Annotated in this window: 14 protein-coding genes and 3 pseudogenes; 3 read left to right on the top strand and 14 right to left on the bottom strand. The window is 55.3% G+C overall.

Annotated elements, in window-relative coordinates; all coding sequences use genetic code 11:
• Nucleotides 1-29: 29 nt before the first annotated feature.
• The 3 genes from fadJ to HA45_RS14890 all read right to left on the bottom strand — a co-directional run bounded on the left by fadJ (nucleotide 30) and on the right by HA45_RS14890 (nucleotide 3,934).
• Nucleotides 30-2,159 (bottom strand): fatty acid oxidation complex subunit alpha FadJ, encoded by a 2,130-nt coding sequence (fadJ, locus tag HA45_RS14880; RefSeq protein WP_100701148.1) that lies wholly within the window; start codon nucleotides 2,157-2,159, stop codon nucleotides 30-32.
• The gene (fadI, locus tag HA45_RS14885; RefSeq protein ID WP_100701149.1) at nucleotides 2,159-3,469 is read right to left on the bottom strand and encodes an acetyl-CoA C-acyltransferase FadI; all 1,311 of its coding nucleotides are present in this window, start codon (nucleotides 3,467-3,469) and stop codon (nucleotides 2,159-2,161) included. The genes fadJ and fadI overlap by 1 nt, the downstream gene beginning before the upstream one ends.
• A gap of 168 nt (nucleotides 3,470-3,637) precedes the next feature.
• Complete coding sequence (locus HA45_RS14890; protein ID WP_100701150.1) at nucleotides 3,638-3,934, bottom strand: YfcZ/YiiS family protein; 297 nt, start codon at nucleotides 3,932-3,934, stop codon at nucleotides 3,638-3,640.
• 358 nt (nucleotides 3,935-4,292) lie between these two features.
• Between HA45_RS14890 and fadL the strand changes: the two genes are divergently transcribed.
• Nucleotides 4,293-5,576: a long-chain fatty acid transporter FadL gene (gene fadL, locus HA45_RS14895; protein WP_100701151.1), complete on the top strand. Its 1,284-nt coding sequence runs from the start codon at nucleotides 4,293-4,295 to the stop codon at nucleotides 5,574-5,576.
• Between the two features lie 44 nt (nucleotides 5,577-5,620).
• Here the strand turns inward: fadL and HA45_RS14900 are convergent, their stop codons facing one another.
• The gene (locus HA45_RS14900; protein WP_100701369.1) at nucleotides 5,621-6,517 is read right to left on the bottom strand and encodes a LysR family transcriptional regulator; all 897 of its coding nucleotides are present in this window, start codon (nucleotides 6,515-6,517) and stop codon (nucleotides 5,621-5,623) included.
• A gap of 107 nt (nucleotides 6,518-6,624) precedes the next feature.
• On the opposite strand from HA45_RS14900, the pseudogene HA45_RS14905 reads away from it, so the two are divergent.
• Nucleotides 6,625-8,134 (top strand): annotated as a pseudogene (locus HA45_RS14905) (MFS transporter).
• A 33-nt stretch (nucleotides 8,135-8,167) separates the two neighbouring features.
• On the opposite strand, the gene mlaA reads toward HA45_RS14905, so the two are convergent.
• From mlaA to ccmA, 10 genes and pseudogenes are all read right to left on the bottom strand, one after another.
• Nucleotides 8,168-8,935: a phospholipid-binding lipoprotein MlaA gene (gene mlaA / locus HA45_RS14910; RefSeq protein ID WP_100701153.1), complete on the bottom strand. Its 768-nt coding sequence runs from the start codon at nucleotides 8,933-8,935 to the stop codon at nucleotides 8,168-8,170.
• A gap of 35 nt (nucleotides 8,936-8,970) precedes the next feature.
• Nucleotides 8,971-10,182 carry a c-type cytochrome biogenesis protein CcmI gene (gene ccmI, locus HA45_RS14915; RefSeq protein ID WP_100701154.1) on the bottom strand — a complete coding sequence of 404 codons (1,212 nt, stop codon included), beginning with the start codon at nucleotides 10,180-10,182 and terminating at the stop codon, nucleotides 8,971-8,973.
• Nucleotides 10,182-10,637 carry a cytochrome c-type biogenesis protein gene (locus HA45_RS14920; protein ID WP_100701155.1) on the bottom strand — a complete coding sequence of 152 codons (456 nt, stop codon included), beginning with the start codon at nucleotides 10,635-10,637 and terminating at the stop codon, nucleotides 10,182-10,184. Before HA45_RS14920 ends, ccmI begins: the two co-directional genes overlap by 1 nt.
• Nucleotides 10,634-11,191: a DsbE family thiol:disulfide interchange protein gene (locus tag HA45_RS14925; RefSeq protein WP_100701156.1), complete on the bottom strand. Its 558-nt coding sequence runs from the start codon at nucleotides 11,189-11,191 to the stop codon at nucleotides 10,634-10,636. Before HA45_RS14925 ends, HA45_RS14920 begins: the two co-directional genes overlap by 4 nt.
• Nucleotides 11,188-13,146, bottom strand: coding sequence for a heme lyase CcmF/NrfE family subunit (locus HA45_RS14930; protein ID WP_100701157.1), 1,959 nt, complete (start codon nucleotides 13,144-13,146; stop codon nucleotides 11,188-11,190). The genes HA45_RS14925 and HA45_RS14930 overlap by 4 nt, the downstream gene beginning before the upstream one ends.
• A complete protein-coding gene (gene ccmE, locus HA45_RS14935) occupies nucleotides 13,143-13,628 on the bottom strand; it encodes a cytochrome c maturation protein CcmE (RefSeq protein ID WP_100701158.1) in 486 nt (161 codons plus the stop codon). Before ccmE ends, HA45_RS14930 begins: the two co-directional genes overlap by 4 nt.
• A pseudogene (gene ccmD / locus HA45_RS14940) lies at nucleotides 13,625-13,857 on the bottom strand (heme exporter protein CcmD). Before ccmD ends, ccmE begins: the two are co-directional and overlap by 4 nt.
• Complete coding sequence (locus HA45_RS14945) at nucleotides 13,854-14,594, bottom strand: heme ABC transporter permease (RefSeq protein ID WP_100701160.1); 741 nt, start codon at nucleotides 14,592-14,594, stop codon at nucleotides 13,854-13,856. The pseudogene ccmD and the gene HA45_RS14945 overlap by 4 nt, the downstream one beginning before the upstream one ends.
• Before the next feature lie 56 nt (nucleotides 14,595-14,650).
• A complete protein-coding gene (gene ccmB / locus HA45_RS14950; RefSeq protein WP_100701161.1) occupies nucleotides 14,651-15,310 on the bottom strand; it encodes a heme exporter protein CcmB in 660 nt (219 codons plus the stop codon).
• The gene (gene ccmA / locus HA45_RS14955; protein ID WP_100701162.1) at nucleotides 15,310-15,924 is read right to left on the bottom strand and encodes a cytochrome c biogenesis heme-transporting ATPase CcmA; all 615 of its coding nucleotides are present in this window, start codon (nucleotides 15,922-15,924) and stop codon (nucleotides 15,310-15,312) included. Before ccmA ends, ccmB begins: the two co-directional genes overlap by 1 nt.
• A gap of 244 nt (nucleotides 15,925-16,168) precedes the next feature.
• On the opposite strand from ccmA, the pseudogene HA45_RS14960 reads away from it, so the two are divergent.
• Nucleotides 16,169-17,087 (top strand): annotated as a pseudogene (locus HA45_RS14960) (formate/nitrite transporter family protein).
• The last annotated feature ends 30 nt before the right edge of the window (nucleotides 17,088-17,117 follow it).

Genomic DNA, 17,117 nt, shown 5'->3' on the forward strand with positions numbered 1-17,117 from the left:
TAAGTAACCCGCTGAATCTGTGCGCCTATTCATATTTGTGCAGAAGTGTAAAAATTCGTTTGCGCTTCTGACATTGCCATCAAAGCGTCACAAGGCGTGAAACGATCGCCATGTTGCTGCATTAATACACGTAATGTATTGACGATTTCGCTGGCGCCGCGTTGATCCATATAGCGGAACGGACCGCCGAGAAAAGGCGGGAAACCGATGCCAAATACTGCCGCGATATCACCATCCCGTGCTGTACGAATCACGGATTCATCCAGACAACGTGCGGCTTCGTTCAGCATCATCATCACGCAACGTTGCGCGATCTGTTCTTCACTCTGCTTTGCCTGCGGCTTGACGTTAATCAGGCCATAAATTGAGGCATCGACTTTGCGTTTGCCCGGCCAGCGAGAGGCGTTGTAAAGGTAGAACCCTTTCTGGTTTTTGCGCCCTTTGCGGCCATCTGCGAGGATGGCGTTAACCGCGTCGGGGGCGCTGAAACGCTCACCATACGCCTGCTGCAGAATCGGACTGATTTTGCTGCCGACATCAATACCTACTTCATCCAGCAACTGCAATGGCCCGACCGGGAAGCCAAACTTCACTAGTGCGCGGTCGATATGATCGACCGGCTCCCCTTCCAGCAAGCAGCGCATGGCTTCATTTATATACGGCGCAAGGATACGGTTAACGTAGAAACCGGGTTTATCGGCCACGACCACCGCTGTTTTTCCCTGCTGGCGTGCCAGCTTCACCGTGGTCGCCAGCGTTTCTGCCGATGTGCCCACATGCGGAATCACCTCCACCAGCGGCATTTTGTCCACCGGACTGAAGTAGTGCAGACCTATTACATTCTCGGGGCGCTGCGCGTTAGCGGCAATCTCGCCAATCGGCAGCGACGAAGTATTGGAAGCAAAGATGGTGTGTGGCTGGCAGTGGTTTTCGATTTCCGCCACCATTTGCTGCTTCAACGCCAAATCCTCAAACACGGCCTCAATCACCAGGTCACGCTGGCTAAAGCCTTGATAATCGACTCCACCGCTGATGCGTGCCATCTGTTGCTGCCGTTCCGCTGGCTTAAGTTGGCGTCGCTTGACCTTTTGACTCAGCAGATCCCAACTGTACTGCAGCGCGTGATTCACACCATTGAGGTTAACGTCTTTGATACGCACCGGTAACCCGGCTTTCAGCGCGGTAACACTGGCAATACCGCCACCCATCAAACCGCCGCCGAGTACGCCGATATGCTTCAATGCACGCGGTTCTGCTTCAGCCACCGCCTCTTTCTTGATCGCGGTCGACGCAAAAAACAGACTGCGCAGAGCCGCAGATTCAGGTGTCATTGCCAACTGGCCAAAAGCGCGCGCCTCTGCCGCGTGTCCAGCCTGGCTGCCCTGCTCCAACCCAATACGCACCACCTGTAAGATGCGTTCGGCTGCCGGATAATTGCCCTGGGTTTTGCTGTCGGTTTGGCGCTTTGCCATGGTGAACAGCAGAGAACGCGCCAGCGGCGCTTGCATCAGGCGATCGCGGCGGGACAGTTCACGGCGGACGATCTTTCCTTTATGTACTCGAGCAATTGCTGTTTCCAGCAGGATGGACTGCGGCACGGCATCGTCAACAACGCCAAGCTTCAATGCCTGTTTAGCGCGCAGCTGTTTACCACTCAGGATCAGCGGCAGCGCCTGCGGCACACCAATCAGTTTTGGCAGACGCTGTGTACCGCCTGAGCCAGGTAACAGACCCAATTGTACTTCTGGCAGGCCCAACCGGGTTTTATCATCCAGCGTGCAGATACGGGCACTGCAAGCCAGCGCCAATTCCAGCCCACCGCCGAGACAGGCACCGTGGATCGCTGCGACCACCGGAAACGGCAGCGCGGCAATCTCCGCCATCACTTCTTGCCCCTGACGCGCTAACGCTTCCGCCTCTTCTGCCGTCTGACACTCGGCGATCATGCTGATATCCGCACCGGCAACAAAGTTGTCGCTTTTACCCGAAATCAGCACCAGTCCCGCCAACTTCGGATTGCTGCGCGCTTCAGCCAACACCGCTTTTATTTGTGGGACAAACTCCGCCTTAAGCGTGTTCATCTTTTCGCCCGGCACGTCGATGGTGATGATGCCGACATGATCGAGCCGCATGTGTAAATGGAATGCAGATGCGCTCATTATTCGGCCTCCAGAACCATTGCGCTGCCTAATCCGCCCGCTGCGCAGGCAGTCACCAATCCTAATCCGCCGCCACGCCGCCGCAGTTCCTGCAGCGTTTGCGTGATCATACGCGCGCCGGTGGCGGCAAACGGGTGCCCATAAGCAATCGAACCACCCAGCACGTTGAAGCGCTTTTCATTCACTTCACCCAGCGCATGGGGACGATTTAGCACCTCGCGAGCGAAACGTTCATCGCGGAACATTTTCAGGTTTGCCAGCGTTTGCGCGGCGAAAGCTTCATGCATGTCGATCAGCGTGAGATCGTTGAGGGTGATGCCAGCACGATCCAGCGCCAGCGGCGAGGCATAAGCGGGACCCAATAACATATCCTGCCAGACATCAATCGCGGTAAACGCATAGCTGCGCAGATAGCCGAGCGGCGTAATGCCCAGCTCTCGTGCACGCCCTTCGCGCATCAAAATCACCGCAGCCGCGCCATCGGTCAGCGGCGTGCTATTGGCTGCCGTGACTGAACCGTGGCGGCGATCAAAGGCCGGTCGCAGTTTGGCGTAGTCGCTGGCACTGGCATTAAAGCGGATATTGTTATCCTGCTCAATCGGTGCTTTCCATGGCGGCACAAAGGCAGCCATCACTTCCTGCGCCAGAACGCCTGATTGCCAGGCGCGGGCAGCATGCTGATGCGAGCGCAACGCCAACGCGTCTTGCTGCTCACGCGTGATGCCATGGGTTTTCGCCATCTGCTCGGCCGTATCGCCCATGCGTAAGCCAGTGGAAAACTCTGCCACCGCAGGCGGCACCGGTAACAGATCGCGCGGGCGCAGGCGACGTAGAATTTGCAGTTTTTTGCTGAAGGTTCGCGCTTTATTGAGATCGACCAGTGCACGCGCCAGCGTTTTACTGACGCCAATTGGCAGCACCGAAGAGGAGTCTGCACCACCGGCAATGCCCGCATCAATGGTGCCCGCCATCAGGCTCTCCGCCACGTTCGCTACCGCCTGAAAACTGGTAGCGCAGGCGCGGCTGACGCTGTACGCATCGGTGTGCACGCTCAATCCGCTGCTCAACACGATTTCACGCGCGATGTTGGGCGCTTCCGGCATTTGCACCACCTGGCCAAACACCAGCTGATCGATAACGTCGACCGGCAATTCGCTGCGCGCCATCAGTTCAGACACCACCATGCGCCCGAGTTCCAGCGCCGTGATGCCATGAAAATCACTCGCCTGACGGGCGAAAGGGGTGCGTAATCCGTGGGTTATGGCGATACGTTCGCCCTGACGCGTCAGCAGCGGCTGCGCTTTGCTCATTGCACTCACCTGTAATTTACGACCGTGGCATCATTGCCAAACAGGTCTGACCTGATCACCAGTGTTAACCAGGTGTTGCTAAGTCGCCAATAACAGAAGAAAAAAAAGTGCGAGGGAAGACACGAAAAAAGCATAACGCTGCCGAAAGGGCTTTCGGCAGCAGCGGGATTAGCGTAAGCCGAGTTGGAAAATAAAGGTCTCAGCCTGGCAGGAAAAAGTGAAATCAACATTGAGGCGCACGCCTGGCGCTTCTTCAACGAAGTCAGCGCTGATCTCACAGGGTTCCGATTCAACCTGACGCGCTTTATCTGTTAAGTGCTTCAGCATCGCTTCAGCCGCATGACGATCGGCAAATACCCCCGACCAGCTGGCGGTACAATCGGTGTTGTCCATCACGGTGCCGACATCCACGCAGCAGCAAGCAGCCGTTTCGTTAGCACTACATTTTTTAATGGCATCAGTCATTGTTTTCTCCTGACGATAAATCGACACAATCGGATCATTTTCTGAGGCAAAGTGTACGCCCCCTGCGACCTGGCATCTATCTCCCCGCTGCTAAGTGACGAATATCACACTAAAAATTGATCCAGAACAAATTTGACCGCTATGCTAGATGAGCATCGACAAGATTTTGTTAAGCAGATCTGATTTTATCGATCAAGTTTGAAATATCTGAAAAACAATATTGCAACAAATACACAGGTCGGACCTATACTCGTCGCACTGGTCTGATATGTGCCTTTGTCATCAGTCCCTACAATCCGCCGTCCTTTGTTACGCGACGTAACAACGTTTAATAATAAATCTAGATGAGGTTGTGGTCATGAACCATAAAAACCTGTTTGCAAAGTCAGCCGTGGCAGCTGCAGTAGCGCTCATTTCGTCCCAAGTTTACGCCGCAGGCTTTCAACTTAATGAATTCTCAGCAATTGGTTTAGGTCGCGCTTATTCAGGTGAAGGTGCAATGGGCGATACCGCTGCATCCGCCAGTCGTAACCCGGCCACCATGGCATTGATGGATCGCCCTTCGTTCTCCATCGGTGCGGTATATATTGATCCGGAAGTGGATATCAGCGGCCAGAGCCCAACCGGCAACAGCCTCAATGCGAAAAACATCGCACCGAATCAGTGGATTCCAAACCTTCATTATGTTCATCCGATTAACGACCAATGGTGGGTGGGTGCATCTGTCACCTCCAACTATGGTCTGGCGACGGAGTTCAATGACGGTTACGCCGCAGGCGGATACGGCGGTAAAACCGACCTGATGACCGGTAACTTTAACCTTAGCACTGCTTATCGATTGAATGAGCATTTTAGCTTCGGTGTCGGCTTTGATGCGGTTTATGCCAAAGCGAAAATCGAGCGTTACGCCGGTGAAGCCGGGGCACGTGTCGGCATGCCAGCCGATACTCAGGTTGCGCATTTGAAAGGTGATGAATGGGGCTACGGCTGGAATGCCGGTATCCTGTATGAAGTGGATAAAAACAACCGCTTCGGCTTCACCTATCGTTCAGAAGTGAAAATCGACTTTGACGGCGATTATAAGAGCAGCATCCCAACCGCTTACAACGGCACACCGCAGGCGATTGCCTTAGGTCTGCCTTACGGTACCAGCGGCCAAACCATTCCAGGTTCACTCACGCTGAACTTGCCAGAAATGTGGGAACTGTCGGGCTGGCATAAAGTGGCACCGCAGTGGGCCGTGCACTACAGCCTGACCTACACCAGCTGGAGCCAGTTCCAGGAACTGAAAGCCACTGGCAGCAACGGCCAGACGCTGTTCTATAAAGATGAAGGCTTCAAGGATGCGTATCGCATCGCGCTGGGTACCACTTATTTCTACGACGATAACTGGACCTTCCGTACCGGTATCGCCTTTGATGACAGCCCGGTACCTGCCGATAAGCGTTCCATCTCGATTCCAGACCAGGATCGTCTGTGGCTGAGTGCCGGTGCTTCTTACGCCTTCAATGAAGATGCGTCAGTTGACCTCGGTATCTCTTACATGCACGGACAGAAAGTCACGGTGAAAGAAGGCCCTTACACCTTCAACTCCGAAGGTAAGGCCTGGCTGTACGGCGCGAACTTTAACTACAAGTTCTGATACTAAAAGCAGTTTGAACAACGGCGACAGTGATGTCGCCGTTTTTATTGCCGGCGCGACACCGGCCAATGCTCCGCCAGAAAATCAATAAAGCAGCGCACGCGGGGTGATAAATAGCGCCCGGGCCAAATTGCTGAAAATCCACTTTCGCGGATGCAGCTTCCTGGCAACACCTCAACCAGCCTGCCTTGATCCAGAAGATCCCATACCACGAAATCCGGCACATAACTGATCCCCATTCCGGCCAGCGTACTCTGCACCATCGCTTCAATGTTATTCACCGTCAGTGTTTTCAGCGGTTGGAAATCTCCCGTAACACGCAGATCGTTCAGTTCCCAGTGTTGAATCAAGCCCGTTGCTGGAAAGCGGAACAGGATGCAGTGATGCGTGATCAGCGCTGCGCTGGATAAGGGTACACCACGCGCGGCGAGATAGCCGGGGCTGGCACACAACACGAAGCGGAAAGGCCCCAACGCTCGTGCCTGTAGCCGGGAATCCTGCATTTCGCCGCTGCGAATCGCCACGTCGAATCCTTCATCAATCACATTGACCAAACGGTCACTGAAATCACAATCCAGTTCAACATCAGGATAAAGCTGACTAAATTGTGGCAACAGTGGCGTGATGAGTCGATATCCCACCACCGGCAGTGACACGTGCAGTTTACCGCTCGGATGGGCCACCGCTTGAGTTATCTCCGCCTCGACGTCACGCAACTGTTCGAGGATCGGGCGCGTGCGCGTCAGAAGCAGTACGCCTTCAGCCGTCAAACTCACGCTGCGTGTGCTGCGGTTGAACAACCGCACGCCCAGTTGCTGTTCAAGCCGGGCGACATTTTTACCCACCGCCGAGGCCGAAATTCCCAGCAGCTGCGCCGCCTGCACAAAACTGAGTGTTTCAGCCGTGCGCACAAACGAAGTTAACGCGGTGAGACTGTCCATGATAATAAACCTTTCATCCGCAAAGTATGGAGCCTTAGCCCATTTATCATCCTTTATATCCTCAATAATATGCGGCGTCATCTATCCCACTCTTTGCGAGACAATCGATGGCGGAAATCACCACTCCCTCAGTTTCAGGCGTCACAATCAGCGCAACCCTGGCCATTTTGTTGGCTGCGCTGTTGCTCCCCTTGAGTTTACCGGCGGCGTTGTCACCACTCCCGCCATCAGCCAGGCATTGCACGGCGGGCCACTGTCGCTGGCGTGGTTAACCAACGGTTTTATGTTGACCTTCGGCAGCGGTTTGCTGGCGGCGGGCGTGGCGGCAGACAAACTGCGTTACAAGCGAGTGTTCATCGCAGGGCTGGCTCTTTTCTCCCTCAGCTCATTGCTGATTGCCCTGACAGACAGCACGTTTACCCTCGGCATTTATCGTGCATTACAGGGCATCGCTGCGGCACTCACGTTGGCCGGCGGAGCGACGGCACTGGCCCATCTTTACAGTGGACCGGCACGCACGCGGGCATTTAGTTTGCTTGGTACGCTGTTTGGCGTCGGGCTGGCGTTTGGTGCACTGTTAATGGGCGTGATCACCGATGCGCTTAGCTGGCGTTGGGTGTATGCGCTGCTGTCTGCTCTGGCGGCTATCGTGGGTTTGGTGGGCCAGTTCAGTGTGGTCTCCGCGCCAGCGGCACATTCCCCACCGGCAGATATTCGCGGCACGGCCCTTTTTAGCCTCGCCCTCTTTGCGCTCACCACCACGCTGATCCTGTTACCCCAATATGGCGTATCGTCCTCAGCCGCGATCGTCGGCATTGCCGTGACGTTGCTGGCGGGTTGGCGCTTCATTTGCCATACGCAGCGTGTCGCCCATCCCGTGTTTAGCCTGGCATTGCTGCGTCAGCCGCACTTTGCTGGGGTGTTGCTGTTGCCCGTTGCAACCTGCTATTGCTATGTGGTTTTGCTGATAGTTATCCCGCTTTTTTTAATGGGCGCACGTAATCTCAGCGAAACCCAGAGCGCAATTATTTTGCTGTCTCTGACGGCCCCGATGTTGCTGTTCCCGGGCGTGCGGCTGGATTAACGCGTTGGTTTGACGCGGGTAAAATCTCGGTAGCAGGCCTGTTGCTGGCCACGCTGGGATTGATCGGCATGGCGTATGCCATCACTCTGAATGAACTGACTCTACTTGCCGTTTCTATGGCCATTACCGGTGCGGGAGCCGCCTTGCCGTGGGGATTAATGGATGGCCTCGCCGTCTCGGCGGTATCCGTGGATCGTGCGGGCATGGCGGCGGGATTGTTTAATACGGTGCGCGTGGCCGGAGAAGGCATTGCTTTGGCAATCGTCATGGCGCTGCTGGCACTGCTCAATCGCTTTGGTTTGCAGCAGCGCTTACCTGACCTGGATAGCGCCACGCGTGACAACGCTGCCGTGTGGTTATCCGGAAGTCATATTCATCAAGCACAGGAATTACTGCCGCAGATTTCTGCATCGCTGCTCAGACTCAACGTGCAGCATGCGTATCAGATACTGCTTTATGGCCTGGCAGCCATCACATTCGGATGCGCGATCGTGGTGGGGATTTTGCTTAAGCAGCCCGTTAAGCAGGCATAAAACAATGGCGGCTGAGAAAGCCGCCATTCAATTTTACTGAGAATCGATGTCTTTCAAATCGTCCTGAATCGCACCAGCATTTGGATTCTCTTCCGGCTTCAACTTGCCGCCATTGGCGAGGAAGTCATTGCGCTGGAAGTAGGCATTACGAATAAACGCATACGGATCCTGCTGCTGTTTGAGGATGGCATCGGAATCCAGCAGTTGCGCGCGCGTTTCCACGCCTTCAATCGTCCACTTACCGATCGACATCGGCCAGGTGAGCCAGCTCAACACCGGATAAAGCGTATCGACATAGTCGCCGCCATCCTGACGTACGGTGAAGCTGCCATAACCTGGCAGCACCACATATGGACCATAGCCCACGCCATAACGGCCCAGCGTGCTGCCAAAGTGGTGCGGCACTTCACGCGCCAGTTCTGGGTTGGCTTTGCCTGCCACATCGATAAATCCGCCCAGCCCCAATACGGTATTGAGGAAGAAGCGTGTGAAGTGGATACCGGCCTGGCGCGGTTCACCGACCAGAATCGAGTTCAACATGCTCGCCGGTTCGTCCAGGTTGCCGAGGAAGTTACTCATACCGCTGCGCGCAGGCACCGGCACGTAATCGCGCCAGGCAACCGCAACCGGGCGCACCACATAAGGATCCAGCACGTTCATGTTGAAGTTAAACATCGTGCGGTTAAAGCCTTCGAGCGGATCGCTGCGCTGTGCAGGCTGTGTTGGGTCGGCCGGCTTCGAGCTGGCACAACCCACTAACAGCAAACTGGCCAGCGCCAGACCGGTCAGGCGGTTATTCATTCTTATCTCCCTGTGCGGATGAAAAATGTATCGCTTCAGGGCTGCTGTTGATTAATTTCCACAGCCAGTTGCTGATGACTATCCCAGGGGGTAATCGCGCTTAAGCCAAACCAGTCACCCGACTGAGGATTAGCACTACCATCGCGCGAAATACGCACCCTGACCTGCACCTGATGCTGCGCCGAAAGCAGGCGATCGGGCATCATGGCGTTGCTGTCATCCAGCGTGAGCGATAACGGGAAGTGGCTAAGCGGTAAGCGCTTCACAGCCACGGGCACCGGTGAAACACCGTCAGACACAGAAATATACATCACTCCGCCTTGCGGTAACATTTTTTCTGCCTGCGGGGCTAAACTCACCGTCAATGCCAGATGACTATTTTGCTGTCCCGCATCCGTTTTCGCTTGTTCAATGCTGCGCTCGATCATGGTGATACGCTTATCACCGGCGGGTAATAGCTTCAGCATCACCTGCCAGGCGCCAATTGCCTGATCATATTGCTGCTGCTCAAAAGCATTAAATGCCAATAAGCTCAACGTGCGCACGTTGCTGTGTTCGCGTTTCAACAGGTCTTTCAGCATCACATTGGCCTGGCGATTGTCCTGCGGATCGCTGGAGCGCGTTAACACTTCGGCATAATCCTGCTGCAGTTCCAGATTGTTTGGTGCCAGTTGCAATGCACGTTCGAACGCCTGGCTGGCATTGGTCGCGTTGTTCAGCACCATGCCCAAGCGCCCTAGCATCGTCCAGTCATTCAGATTCTGCGGATCGTCCTGCAGGGAAGTCCGCAAGCCCAACTGTAAACGCGCCAACTCTTCCATGGTTAAGGGCGCGGCTTTTGGATCCATCACGCGCGCGCGCAGTTGAGGATACTCCTGCTGCACGCTGACCCAACCCGCCAGTTGCGCCAGACCGCCGGTTTTCAGGTAAAAACCCACCGACACCAAAATCAACACGATTAAACCCGGTAACAGCACCCAACGGCTACTGTGATGGATACGCGCCGCGCGCTCATTCGGCACATCGGTGAGCAGCGTTTGTTGCAGTTCACGCACCATCTCTGGGCGCTCGGCGACCACGCCTTCTTCTTCGTCGCGTTCCAGCTCGCGCAAACGCTGCTGGTAGAAGTCGGTATTCAGGCGATCGCGATCGCCGCTGCTGGCTTGACGTTGACGCCAGCCCGCACTGAGAAACAGCGCTGAGGCCGCCACCAGCAAAATAATCAGGGTAATCCAGAATCCAGTCATTACGGCTTCCCGTCACGCTTTAGAATCGCCGCAAGGCGTTGTTGTTCATCGTCATCGAGATCGCTACGGGTTTTCCCTTTGCGATTGCGCAGAATAATAATCAGCGCGCCGAGCACCACGAATAGCGCAGGCCCGACCCACAGAATCAGCGTTGAAGGCGTCACCGGCGGTTCATAGGTGACGAAGTTGCCATAGCGCGCCACCATGTAATCGATGATCTGCTGGCGACTCTGACCTTGCTTCATCAGCTCGTAGACTTTCAGGCGCATGTCAGCGGCAATCATCGCGTTGGAATCGGCAATGCTGTTGTTCTGACACTTCGGGCAGCGCAGTGAGCCCGTGAGATCGCGGTACTGCTCTTCCTGCTGCACCGAGTCGAACTGATAAGTGTCAATCGCCGCCCACAGGCTGGTGCTGAGCAAAATGCCCGCTAACAAAAGAAGCAGCCGTTTCATGCGCCCGCCTCCTTGTTGTATTTATCCCACAGCGGTTTCACTTCTTCGTTCCAGACGCGGTCATTCAGATCGCCCGCATGGCGATAACGGATAATGCCGTGGCCATCGATCAGGAAGGTTTCCGGAGCGCCGTAGATGCCCAAATCCAGCCCCAACATTCCGTCGCCGTCATACAAACTGAGTGCGTACGGATTACCCAGCGTGTTCAGCCAGGTGACGGCTTTAGTACGATCGTCTTTGTAATTCAGACCGACCACGCGAATGCCCTTTTCGGCCAGCGTGTTGAGATACTGATGCTCTGCACGGCAGGTGGGACACCAGGTGGCCCACACGTTGAGCAGGATCGGTTTGCCGTCGGTCAGCACTTGCTGATCGTAGATTTTACCCGGCTTGTCGAGGGCTTCCAGTTTGAACACCGGCACTGGCTTACCAATCAATGCCGATTCCAGACGCGTCGGATCGTCACCGTTGGCATTGCGCGACAGCTGCCACAACAGCGCCGCGGCCAACAGCAAGAACAGTACCAGCGGGATAAACAGGATTTTCTTACTCATGCCAGATCCTCCTGCGGTACTTTTTTACGCGAGCGGTAACGCGGATCCAGCAGGCACAGTAAGCCACCCAGCGCCATAAACACCCCGCCGAACCAGATCCAGCGCACAAACGGTTTGTAGTAAATGCGCACCGCCCATGAACCATCATCCAGCTCTTCGCCTAACGCGGCATAGAGATCGCGGGTGAAACCGCCGCTGATTGCCGCCTCGGTCATCATGGTGCGTGCCGCCGTGTAGAAGCGTTTTTCCGCATGCAGTACCGCTTCAAATTTACCGTCGCGCGTCACGTCAATAACCGCCACACCGCCGCTGTAGTTCGGCCCTTGCAGGTTGTGCACATCGCGGAAAATGAAGTGATAGTTGTGAATATCTGCGGTATCGCCGGACTTCATGCGCACATCACGCTCTACGCTGTATTGCGTGCTGAAAGCGATGCCCACCACGGTGACTGCCACGCCAAGATGGCCGAGCACCATGCCCCAGTGGCTGCGTGATAAATGGCGCAGGCCTTTGAAGAAACTGTGACGATGGGTCGCGCGCTCGTGCAATTCCATCAACGTCAGCATAATCACCCAGATCGCCATCAGCAAACCAATCACCGTCATCGCTTCGATGCGATCCTGCAGCAGCCACGGTAGCGCGATAGACAGAATCAACGTCACCAGCAAGCCGACACCCAGGCGTTTCCACAACTTTTGCGGCTCATCACGACGCCAGCGCACCAGCGGACCGATGCCCATCATCAGCGCCATCGGTGCCATCAACCACGTAAACATGGTGTTGAAGAACGGTTCGCCGACAGAGATGCTGCCCAAACCAAGCTGCTTGTGCACCAGCGGCAACAGCGTACCCAGCAGCACCACCAGCATGGCGGCAATCAACAACACGTTATTGCCCAGCAGGAAGGATTCACGCGACCAGGCTTCGCTCTGCACGCGGCTGCGCACCTTGCCACCTTTAATCGCATACAGCAGCAATGAGCTGCCAATCACAATCACCAGGAAGGCGAGGATAAACATGCCACGTGCCGGATCCGAGGCAAACGAGTGCACGGAGACCAACACGCCGGAGCGCACCAGGAAGGTGCCCAGCAGGCTTAGCGAGAATGCGGTGATGGCGAGCAGTACGGTCCACGATTTGAAACTGCCGCGTTTTTCCGTTACCGCCAGCGAGTGCATCAGCGCGGTGCCGGCCAGCCATGGCATAAAGGAGGCATTTTCTACCGGATCCCAGAACCACCAGCCACCCCAGCCCAGTTCGTAATAGGCCCAGGCCGAACCGAGCACGATGCCAATGGTCAGAAATACCCAGGCCGCCGTGGTCCACGGACGTGACCAACGCGCCCAGGCAGTATCCAGGCGCCCCGCCATCAGTGACGCAATAGCAAACGCAAACGCCACAGAGAAACCGACATAGCCCATATACAGCAACGGTGGATGGAAGATCAGGCCGATATCCTGCAGCATCGGATTCAGATCGTTACCATCAACCGGGAAATTCGGCAGGGTGCGGGTGAACGGATTAGACGTCAGCGTGATAAACAGCAGGAAACCGAGATTGATCATCCCCATCACCGACAGCACGCGCGCCAGCGCATCCTGCGGCATTCCGCGGCTGAAAATCGCCACCGCTACCGTCCAGGTGCTGAGCAGCAGTACCCATAGCAGCAGTGATCCTTCGTGCGCTCCCCATGTGGCCGCAATACGGTAGTAAACCGGCAACAGGGTATTGGAGTTGGTGGCAACGTAGGCCACGCTAAAATCGTTAACGATAAACGCATGCACTAATAACACGAAGGCGGCGACGATACAGGTAAACATGCCCCAGGCCAGCGGACGAGCCATCGCCATCAAGCGCGCGTCCTGACGGGCTGCACCCCATAGCGGGTAAATACTTAATAGCAGCGCTAATCCCAGCGCCAGGCACAGCAGAAAGCTGCCAATTTCCGGCATCATGATTGGGCACCTGCCTGCTGATATGTCGCTGCAGGTCCTTTGTGGTTTTGCTTCATTGCATCTTCAATTTCAGGCGGAGTGTATTTTTCGTCATGTTTCGCCAGCACTTCTTTGGCGTTGACCAGGTTGCCATCTTCCAGCACGCCCTGAGCAACAACGCCCTGCCCTTCACGGAACAAATCCGGCAAGATGCCTTCGTAGCTGACGCTGATTACGCCGTTGGCGTCATACAGTTTGAAAGAAACCGCCAGGGTCTTCGGATCGCGTTTAACGCTGCCCGGCATCACCATGCCACCGACGCGCAGGCGCTGGCCGGTTTCCGGCATCTGGTGCGCTTCACCTTTGCCGTACAGAATTTCGCTCGGGGTGTAAAACAGATCGATGTTGGAACGCAGCGCATACATCACCAGCGATGTGGCCAAGCCTAAGCCGACCAAAATCGCCACCACCATATACAGGCGATTACGACGACGGATATTCACACGGATTCTCCTGCTGCTTCACTGGCAGTTTTTTCGATTTGGCCGCGCGGATGCGGCGCTCCCGGGATTGACGTTGGCGAATCTCAGCCAACAAACGGCGACGGAACAGCACGGTGTGCAGCACCAAACCGAACAACGGGATTAACGTGAGGATAACGGCGAGCCAAACATAGAAGGCATAACCGCCCATGGCGAAGAAATCGCTCCATGATGCGAAAGCTGGGGTCATGCTTTGCGCCCTCCCTGTGCCACATCAATCGCCCACGGACGATGACGCTCGGTGAACAGGATCAGGTTACGCAGGCGCATTAGTGTCAGAGCGCCAAACACCAGCAGATAACCGAGAATGGCCCAGCGCAGTGGCGTTCGCATGCTTGGCGCAATCGCCTGCTGCAAAATGCCCGACGACCCCTGATGTAGCGTATTCCACCACTGCACCGAGAAGTGAATAATTGGCAGATTAACTACACCGACCAGAATCAGGATACCGGCGGCACGACCGGCGGTGCGGCGATCGTCAAACGAGTGATAGAGTGCAATCACGCCCATATAGATGAACAGCAGCACCAGTTCCGATGTCAGGCGGGCATCCCAAATCCACCAGGTGCCCCACATCGGTTTGCCCCATGCGGAGCCGGTGATCAACGCGATAAAGGTAAACACGGCACCAATCGGTGCCATCGCGGTGGACACTAAATCGGCCATCTTCATCTGCCACACCAGGCCAATGAATGCCGCAATCGCCATGGAAGCGTAAACGCCCATTGACCACATCGCCGCAGGCACGTGAATGTACATAATACGGAAGCTGTTGCCTTGCTGATAATCTGCCGGAGCAAAGCCAAAGCCCCACACCCAACCGAGCAGCAGTGTTGCCACGCCAAGCACGGCGAACCACGGAATTAAGCGACCGCATAGCTGGTAAAGCCGCTCAGGCTTTGCCCACTGGTGTAACCATTTCCACATTTGCATAGCTCACAATAAAAAGAATTCGGATTCCGGCTGCTCTGAGGCGGCACGGATTAATGCAGACTGATGCGCAAGGCCGCGGCAGTTGCGAACGGCGAAAGTGTTGCGCTCACTGCCAGCATCGCGCCAAGAATTGCCAGATAACCTCCGATCGGCAATCCCTGACCGGCGGCATCAATCGCCGCGCTGGCAAAAATCAGGACAGGTATCGACAACGGCAATACCAGTAAACTCAGAAGTACGCCGCCGCGCCGCAGCCCGACGGTCAGACCGGTGCCAATCGCACCGAGGAAACTCAAAGTCGGCGTGCCGAGTAATAGGGTTAGCGCCATCGCGCGCCAGCCGGGAAAATCCAGCGACAGCAGTAATGCCGCCAGCGGTGACAATAAAATCAGCGGCAGCCCGGTGATCAGCCAGTGTGCGATCACTTTTCCCAGCACCGTCACCGGTAGCGGCGTTGGCAGCAAAAGTAGTTGCTCCAGCGAACCATCCAGAAAATCGTCACGAAACAGTCGTTCAAGGGCCAGCAATGAGGCTAATAACGCAGCGACCCATGCAATCCCCGGCGCAATGCGCGCCAGTTGCTGTGGATCCGGCCCGATACCTAACGGAAACAGGGTGATAACAATCAGGAAAAACCACAGCGGATTAATCACTTCTGCACCGCTACGGAACGCAATTTTTAATTCGCGCTGAATCACTCGGCCTAACATTAAGCCCACTCCGTCGTCAGACGAATTTTGCGCACGCGACCATTGTCACCTGGCAAATCCTGATGAGTGGTCAAAATCACGATGCCTCCGTTATCGGCATGTTCAGCAAAGCGCGCCATTAATTTTTCCACACCGCCTTTATCGATGGCGGTGAGCGGCTCATCGAGGATCCACACCGTTGCCGGGCTGAGCCACAGTCGCGCCAGTGCCACACGTCGTTGCTGCCCGGCCGATAACTGCGCAACCGGCACCTCTTCATATCCCAGCAAATTGACGTGTTCTAGTGCGTCAAAAATGGCCTCTTCATCACGATGACCGTGCCAGAAATGGAGATTCTCCAGAGGCGAGAGTACCGACTTCACGCCAGGATGATGGCCAAGATAAAGCAGGTTTTGGTGCCATATTTCGCGCTGCTGGCGAATCAGCTGCGATTGCCATATCACATCACCCTCTTCTGGCCGACTTAAGCCGGCCAGCAGGCGCAACAGTGAGGTTTTTCCTGCGCCGTTAGGGCCTTCAATTTGCACAATGTCACCCGGTTGCACATGGAAGCTCAGCCCATGAAACAGGGTTCGCTCATCACGAACGCATGAGAGATTAATGACTTCGAGCATGAAAGAGGGAATCGCAGCAGTGAAAAGAGGCGGGGATAATACCACAATGAATCTGTGGGCCGAAGTCTGTGAGGTGGCTCTCACTTCCCTCAAAGGGGGTATTCGTGCGCATCAGATCAAGGAATTGCGCAAAAAATCGCCTCAGTTAAAATCTTGTTACTCTTAAATTGAATCTTCGTAACATTTCGCCCTTGATAAAACCGTCTACGCTTATTACGCGCTGGCATTATCACCGGGAGAAAACATGAAGCAATCACCATCCATTTCAGAACATGACAACGATGTTGAAAGCGATGAGAAGGACCAGGGAAAAGAGATAGAAGTGGATGAAGATGCCCTGCCTCGCGGGCTGCGGCGATTCATGAAGAGATTCGGCAGGACGGGGAGAAGGAGTTAGAGCGTGATGGTATGGCCTTATTGTGGTCTGCCATAGCGGCCGGGCTTTCGATGAGCGCTTCGCTGATGGCAAAAGGCATTTTCCATGTGCATCTGGAAGAGGTGCCGGGCGGTTTTTTGCTAGAGAATCTGGGTTACACCTTTGGCTTTGTCATCGTCATCATGGCGCGTCAGCAATTGTTCACAGAAAACACCGTCACCGCTGTTTTACCGGTTATGCACAAACCTACCGGTGGAAATTTCTTACTGCTATTACGCCTGTGGGGCGTGGTATTGGCGGGAAATTTGATCGGCACCGCGCTGGGTGCATTGGCGTTTAATCACATGCCGATTTTTGACGATGCGACGCGGCAGGCCTTCACCGTGATCAGCGAGAAGGTAATGGATAACTCCCCCAGCGAGATGTTTGCTAATGCCGTTATTTCAGGTTGGATCATCGCCACCATGGTTTGGATGTTCCCTTATGCGGGCGCGGCAAAATCGTGGTGATTGTGATGATGACCTGGCTGGTGGCGCTGGGCGATTTGGCCCATATTGTGGTCGGATCGGTGGAAGTGCTGTATTTGGTGTTTGCCGGCACCCTGCCCTGGCAGGAGTTTCTCTGGCCGTTCGCCCTTCCCACGCTGCTGGGGAATATTACCGGCGGTACGTTGATTTTTGCGCTGATCAGCCATGCTCAAATTCGCAATGATATGAGCGAAGCGGCGAAGGCTAAAGCGAAGGCGGAGCAGAAGCGCAAAGAGAAAGCACAGAAGAAACAACAGTGAAATGTGGCACGACATTGTTGATAGATTGAG

The sequence above is a fragment of the Pantoea rodasii genome (genome assembly GCF_002095465.1).
Taxonomy (GTDB): Bacteria; Pseudomonadota; Gammaproteobacteria; order Enterobacterales; family Enterobacteriaceae; genus Pantoea; species Pantoea rodasii.